General features: G+C 38.4%; 9 protein-coding genes. 4 read left to right on the top strand and 5 right to left on the bottom strand.

The annotated features are described in order from the left end of the window. Positions 1-348: 348 nt before the first annotated feature. The 3 genes from FTV38_RS16090 to FTV38_RS16080 all read right to left on the bottom strand — a co-directional run bounded on the left by FTV38_RS16090 (position 349) and on the right by FTV38_RS16080 (position 2,526). Positions 349-762 carry a hypothetical protein gene (locus FTV38_RS16090; protein WP_179991690.1) on the bottom strand — a complete coding sequence of 138 codons (414 nt, stop codon included), beginning with the start codon at positions 760-762 and terminating at the stop codon, positions 349-351. A gap of 9 nt (positions 763-771) precedes the next feature. Next, complete coding sequence (locus tag FTV38_RS16085; protein ID WP_179995751.1) at positions 772-1,461, bottom strand: replication initiation protein; 690 nt, start codon at positions 1,459-1,461, stop codon at positions 772-774. Between the two features lie 609 nt (positions 1,462-2,070). After that, entirely contained in the window at positions 2,071-2,526 is a 456-nt protein-coding gene (locus tag FTV38_RS16080; protein ID WP_179991683.1) for a conjugal transfer protein TraD, read from the bottom strand. Positions 2,527-2,690: 164 nt separating this feature from the next. Between FTV38_RS16080 and FTV38_RS16075 the strand changes: the two genes are divergently transcribed. Next, entirely contained in the window at positions 2,691-3,800 is a 1,110-nt protein-coding gene (locus tag FTV38_RS16075) for a MobA/MobL family protein (protein ID WP_179991684.1), read from the top strand. 12 nt (positions 3,801-3,812) lie between these two features. Next, the gene (locus FTV38_RS16070; RefSeq protein ID WP_179991685.1) at positions 3,813-4,397 is read left to right on the top strand and encodes a tRNA modification GTPase; all 585 of its coding nucleotides are present in this window, start codon (positions 3,813-3,815) and stop codon (positions 4,395-4,397) included. 175 nt (positions 4,398-4,572) lie between these two features. Here the strand turns inward: FTV38_RS16070 and FTV38_RS16065 are convergent, their stop codons facing one another. Next, a complete protein-coding gene (locus FTV38_RS16065; protein WP_179991686.1) occupies positions 4,573-4,941 on the bottom strand; it encodes a hypothetical protein in 369 nt (122 codons plus the stop codon). Between the two features lie 222 nt (positions 4,942-5,163). Between FTV38_RS16065 and FTV38_RS16060 the strand changes: the two genes are divergently transcribed. Continuing rightward, positions 5,164-5,841 carry a tetratricopeptide repeat protein gene (locus FTV38_RS16060; RefSeq protein WP_179991687.1) on the top strand — a complete coding sequence of 226 codons (678 nt, stop codon included), beginning with the start codon at positions 5,164-5,166 and terminating at the stop codon, positions 5,839-5,841. A 112-nt stretch (positions 5,842-5,953) separates the two neighbouring features. Continuing rightward, positions 5,954-6,289 (top strand): hypothetical protein, encoded by a 336-nt coding sequence (locus FTV38_RS16055; RefSeq protein WP_179991688.1) that lies wholly within the window; start codon positions 5,954-5,956, stop codon positions 6,287-6,289. A gap of 97 nt (positions 6,290-6,386) precedes the next feature. Here FTV38_RS16055 and FTV38_RS16050 read toward each other — a convergent pair. After that, positions 6,387-6,843 (bottom strand): DUF805 domain-containing protein (locus FTV38_RS16050; protein ID WP_218950297.1); only part of this gene is annotated, 457 nt, incomplete at its 5' end.

Raw genomic sequence — 6,843 nt, 5'->3', positions numbered from 1 at the left:
TATTATAAATGCGATGTATTCCTGACGAGAAGATCGGTCTTTGAAATTAAAATAATTACGGAAACAATTAAAATAACTATTAAAGAATGAACTCATAAAGTCTTTATCCAATTTGATGATGGTTTTCAGTATGATAATTTTTGCTATTTGATTTTTTAAAAATCTGGTCAATGACTATAATTTAACATAAAGGTGCTTAAGCGTAACGCCATTTAGGCACTCAACCTAAAATTCCCCTCAACCGCTCAAAACTCCCTATCTTCTCCCCGTAAAAAGCCCCATTTTTGTGTTAGTGATTTGTTATCAAAACGGCGGTTTGGGTTTCGCGGTAAAAATGACGTCAACCGGCTATTTTTTCCAGAATTGCCACGGTTTTTTTGTTGGTACTGGTATAACAGGTTCGGGTGTTGTCGGCAGCTTGGATTCGATTAATAGCATTGCTTGTTTTAGGCTGTCTATATGTGACTGTTGAGCTGTAACGAGTTGTCTCAGGTGTTCAACTTCCTGTTCTAGTTGCTTTGTTTTATTGGTTTCACTTGTTCCGTTAGGTGTTGCATGTTGTTCATTTATTACAGTGTCACTCTGTTCATGATGAACAGACTTGAATGCGCCAAAAACTCGTAAAAGCTCTGATGTATCTATCTTTTTTATTCCATTCTCATCTGTACATATGGACAATTTTCCGTTTGATATGTAACGGTGAACAGTTGTTCTACTTTTTTTCGTTAATCGTGAAGCTTCACTGATCGATACCAGAGCCATTATTCATCCTCAAATTGATATTTTTATTTGATTATCTTGTGTAAATTGAAAATGTAGCGCGTTAGCTGTTCGACCTTTTTTTACAATATCAACCGTTACCATTAGGTCACTCTTATCATTTAATTCCTTTATGGCGGGTTTTATTACAAACTTATTAAGCTCTGAGAATTTTGAATATTTGTTATCTATTCCCATCATTGAGCGGAAATCATCAACATTGATTAGTCTATCTCCAGTGGCTTTAAATTGCATTAATAGCTCATAAATCCTAATGCTATATGTTCTTTTAAGAGCTGACACATTTTTAACTGCAATACTGGTGAATTGTCCTTTTAACTGAGTTAGGTATGGCATTATTGAGTCAGAAAAAGTTAACTCTATTCGACCTTCCCCTCCAAAATATTTTGCTTTTTGTTGAATCCATCGGATCTCTTCTTTTTTATTTTTCCAATGTATCTGTATCCATCTTTCCGCTAATTTATCTACTGCATCTTGTAAATGTCTCTCTGCATTACCTGTACCCATATTAGGAAAAGCTAGATAAAACTCTTCGGCTGTTAACTCAAAGGTTTTCTCAGGGGACTCATCTTTGGGATTCAACTTACCAATACACATTAATAAAACCCGCTGTTCCTGCAAAGTTAGTTTATAACTAGCTTCAATTAGAGCATTTGATTTGTAGGCTACTAGGTTATTCATCAAAGACCTCCTAATGGTGTTAAATAAATATACACCACTAATACCATTAATGGTATGTTTTATTTTAACACCATCAATGCGTGTGGATATTACCGTAAAAAGCACCATCTATTACCGTAAAAAGCACCATCTATTACCGTAAAAAGCACCATCTATTACCGTAAAAAGCACCATCTATGTTGTTGTAAGTTATTGATTACAGCGAGTTTTTTTTACCCGAAAACAAGATAAAAAACAAAAAAACAAGTTAAAAAGGGAAATGCCTGTGAATAACTCAACCAAAGTTGTCAGATACATCACGCTTCGTAATATTTAAAAGGATGTCGCAAACAACGTTTGCTCCTTTTCAGACAAACCTAAAACACCTCAGTAGCTCCCTCGCTTTGCTCGGGCAACTCGTTGAACATTTCTTTTGTCTACGACCATCCAGCCACTGCGCCGCTGTTTTTTCCGTGTCATTGGGTTCGCTTCGCTCACGGCTCAATCAGGAAGGAGCTGTCTGAGCTTCTGAGCCACGTTTTCAGTATTGGGTGATAAATTCCATTATCGAGCCAATAAAACCTCACCACGGACTTCCTGTGGCGTTTTAGAGGGTATTAACACCCTGTTCTAATCTTCCTTTTTTTGATTGAGTAATGCTTGCCCCTTAAATTTCCATTCTTCCCATTTGGGATTGTCACGGGATAATTCATGCAAGCTGACTAATGCCCCCAGTAGTTTTGCGGGGTCATCTACCGGTTTACCCGTTTGACTGTCCACTAACCCTGCCATAATGAGTAATCCCGCCGATTGATAAAGGGCATGGTCACGCGCTTTACGGGCCGCTTTGGCTTCTGCACGCTTCTCTGCTTGAATAAGATTCATCACCTTTGTGCGGGCTTCCTGTGCTTTTTCTGCTGCCCGCTCTGCCTGAATTAACAATGAGAGCGTTTTTATTTCTTGGGCGGTTTTATCCGCTTTATCGTGCAAAATCACCAATAAGCGTTGTGCCTCATTCGGTGATTTTAAACCACGGATAGTTTGCACTCTGTCTGCCACCCATTTAGCCTGTTTTTCGTTTTTCATCTTTACCACTCATGCAGCTTTTAGAATGAAATAATTATGCTCATGATTGGCAACTCAGGTCAAATTCCACTACAATCCCTATCATCTTTTTATTGATAGGGCGCACTTAGACGTTTCTTCACTTCATTCAGAAACGGTGCGCGCTTGCAGCGGGCGAAAACAGCATGGCATCTTATCATCTCAGCGTTAAAACCGGCGGGAAAGGCAAAGCCACTTCCCATGCCGATTATATTGCGCGTGAGGGAAAATATGCCCGTGAAAAAGACAACGACCTTGAGCATCAAGAGTCCGGCAATATGCCCGCATGGGCAGCGCATAAACCGTCCGAGTTTTGGAAAGCCGCGGACACGTTTGAACGTGCCAACGGCTGTACCTACCGCGAAATTGAAATTGCCCTGCCGCGTGAATTGACACCCGCACAACGCCTTGAGCTTGTTCGTGATTTTATTCAACAGGAAATTGGCGACCGGCACGCCTATCAATTTGCCATTCATAACCCCAGAGCGGCGATTGAAGGCGGTGAACAACCGCATGCGCATATTATGTTCTCTGAACGGCTTAATGACGGTATCGAGCGTGACCCGCAGTTGTATTTTAAACGGGCTAACACGAAAAACCCTGAACGGGGCGGCGCAAAAAAATCTCGTTTTGGCGAAACGCCGACCGAACGCAAGGCATACCTTATCGCCCAGCGAGAACGCTGGGCTGACTTACAGAATAAGTATCTTGAACGGTATCAGCACGCTGACCGCGTTGATGCGCGTTCCCTGAAAGCACAGGGGATTGAGCGTGAGCCGGAGCGACATTTTGGCGCAGGACAGGTCAGGCAGTTTAATACAGCGCAGTTACACGCCCTGATGGAGCGCAGAGAAGCGGAGCGACAGGCTCAGCACTGTCGTGATGAATGTAACTGCGTCATTGATGTCACGACGACATTACGGGAAGCCCTCGCAGAGCGCGATAACGTCACTGAAACACCTAAATGCGAGGTGATGCAAAATGCGACTCAGGGCAGAACGTTTGATTTTGAAAAAGAGTCTGACAAGCTGAACGCACTGGTCAATGATGCCTTGAGTGAGATACAAGACGAGATTGACCTTCAATCCTTGATTAATGACTCGATGGCAGAGTTTCAGAATATTCATCAGGAACTGGTTAAGCAGCAGGAACGCGAGTATTGGGCTGAGCAGCGGCGTCAGCAGGAAAATGAACGACAGCGCCTCGCTGAGCAGAAGCGACAGAAACCGGATGACGGCTGGTCATTTTCACGATAGAGAGAATTTTGTATGAGTGATGAGATTAAAAAAATTGCGGCGCTGATTGGGCATCAGCAAGCGCAGGAAAAGCGTGTGGCGGCGTTGATTGATGAATTTCAGGCAGAATCCGCCAAATTAAGCCGCCAAACAGCACAATTGGCTCAGGTGATCCATGAATTGGACAGTGCCTCCGGTAAGATGACCGACACGATCAGGCAATCGGTGAATGCAGCCTTAACTCAGGTTGAAAAAGAACTCAAACAAACGGGATTGGCGCAGCAGAAACCCGCCGTCAATGCGCTGAATCAGGTGGTTACAGCAGCTAATGAATCCGTGAGTGCAATGCGACGTGAAATGTCACGTTATACGTGGAAATCCGCGATTTATATCGCCCTGACAATGGTTGCTGTTATGGGGGGCTGTCTCTGGGGGATGTTTTATTTTATCGACAGTGGTTATGACCGAATTGCAAAAATGCAGCGCATGGAAGCGGTCTGGCAAAAAAAAGCCCCGCTGGCTGATATCTCCACGTGTGACGGAAAACCTTGTGTGAAAGTGGATACAAGGCAGTCATATGGTGATAAAAAAGACACCTATCTGATTATCAAACAATAAAAAAACGGCGCTGAATACGCCGTTTTCCCGTGCAAGTCGTCAAAGTAGCGAGGGGGTTTTGAGCGGTTCGCCCTCATTCAACCTATTCATCTGCTAATGAGCCGGAAGGTTGAAAGATCTTTCAGTTTTTACTGATTAAATATGAGCATATTTAATCCAGCAAGTACTTACCATACTACCCTGGAGACTCACCTTTTAAATATCTATTTAATAAGTAACTAAGAGGCCAACCCTCAGAATCATTCAGTAACAGGCACTTAGATATCATTTCAAAATCATCTGATATATAAGCGGAAACATCACTATCTCCACAAACTTTAAATGATAACTTAAATGAAGCTTCTCTTATCCTATTTATTATTTCGATGCAATCGTCAGGAAAACATATATTTTTTATTTTATTAAAACTATTTAGCCACTGTTTTTCAAACTCATCGCCATCTCTTTTATCTAATGCGTCATCAATATTTATATGTAATAAAAAATCAAAAAATTTAGGTTCGTTAATTATCATTAACAATTCATTTAAGTTATCATTAGACATTACATTAACCCTTGCTTAGTTAGCCATTCTTCAATTAAATTAACCGCTTTTACTGGTGTTACATCTGTTCCTAAAGTATGTGTTCCATTCGGAGATTTCACATCAACCCGAATATCATCCAACTTAGATGGTCTTTAGTTACGGAATTTTCTGGGGTTTCTGGCGTAAAACCCTTAATAATATTATTCCATAGTTATTTCTGTTTTCATATATGGGGTTTTAATGAAGTTATTGTTTTTATTGTTCTTTTTATTTCCATTATCCGTTTTAGCTAGTGATTGTGGGATTAAAGATTTTTCTTTATGTCAGTCTGCTGAGAATGGCGATAGTTTAGCTCAAATGAAAATTGCTGATATGTATTCAGAGGGGGATGGTGTAAAGCAAGATAAGCACATCGCTTTTGAATGGTATCAAAAGGCTGCAAATCAAGGTAATGTAGAAGCTCAGAGTATTTTAGGTTCATTGTATCTTTATGGTACAGGCGTTAATTCTAGTAAACCAATGGCATTGAAGTTTTACAAAATGGCAGCTGATCAGGGTGACATAATAGCTATCATTTCATTAGGTCAAATGTATTTGGTTGGATATGGTGTGAAAAAAGATGAGGTTATGGCTTTCAATTTTTATCAAAAAGCAGCTGAACTAGGCGATGTTTCATCACAAGCAATATTATGTGGTTTTTATCGTAAAGGTATAGGAACTGATCAAAATGATGATTTAGCCTTTGAATGGTGCAAAAAAGCCGCAAATAAAGGAAGTGAATCTGCTCAATACGCTCTTGGTAATATGTATTTGAACGGAGTTGGTGTAAAGCAAGATATTTCTGAGAGTCAATTATGGTTCAAGGAATCTTGTGATAATGGTTTTGATTTTGCCTGTTCTAAAGTAGACAAAAAATAATGCCCCAATGATGTGCTAACAAAATTTTCAAATTAATTATTAGAATGTAATAATTAATTGTATTTGTTATAATGATATAGTAATTGTAAGTTTAATATACAACGAGAATAATATGAAGAAAAAAGTAATTAGATTAGTAAGTCAGATAGATGTGAATGAAACCAAAAGTAGTTTAATTTATGAGCAGAAAATGTCATTAATTTACTTTCTTTTTGGTGGATGGTTTTCTTTTTTCTTCATGAAAAAAAAAGGAAATAGAACTGTTTGTTTTTTGCGTGATATCAATTCTATTGATATTTCATCAACAGTAATGACTGGTAATTTAATTACGGTTAATACAAATGATATTCGTTATGTCCTGGAAGTCAGGAATAAAAAGACATGGGTTGATATTTGCAAAACCCTTCCATCCATACTCCCTAACATTATAATTAATGAAAAAAAATAATTCCATTTAAATTATTACAATTCAAACCGGTGAATAAACATAATAAAATTTACCGGTTTGAAATATGACAAAATTATCTGACGTTTGAATTGCTGTTTTATTGTTTTTTGATTACTTTGTTGTTACCAAATCGGTTTTGACCAATATCACCTTTATAAAATATCATTAAGATTGCGAGTGCTAAATAGGAAAGTATTCCTAGCATTCCTATTACTAATCCTATCGTTCCGAATAAATTACCGCCTATATAGGTGAATGATAATGCAATTATAAAAAATAAATATGGCGTAATGAGAAACCATCCAGAGTAATTTACATCATGTAATCTACGGATAGATACGGTTATTTCTGGAATAAAAATTATTAAATAAAATATTGATGCAATCAATGTAAATCTTTCAATAATTAATAGCAGTATAGGGTTAATTATTATAAATGCGATGTATTCCTGACGAGAAGATCGGTCTTTGAAATTAAAATAATTACGGAAACAATTAAAATAACTATTAAAGAATGAACTCATAAAGTCTTTATCCAATTTGATGATGGTTTTC

The organism is Acinetobacter sp. YH16044, from assembly GCF_013417145.1.
Taxonomy (GTDB): domain Bacteria; phylum Pseudomonadota; class Gammaproteobacteria; order Pseudomonadales; family Moraxellaceae; genus Acinetobacter; species Acinetobacter amyesii.
Note: the sequence above shows the minus strand (reverse complement) of the source record. Positions and strands in the feature narration are given on the sequence as shown.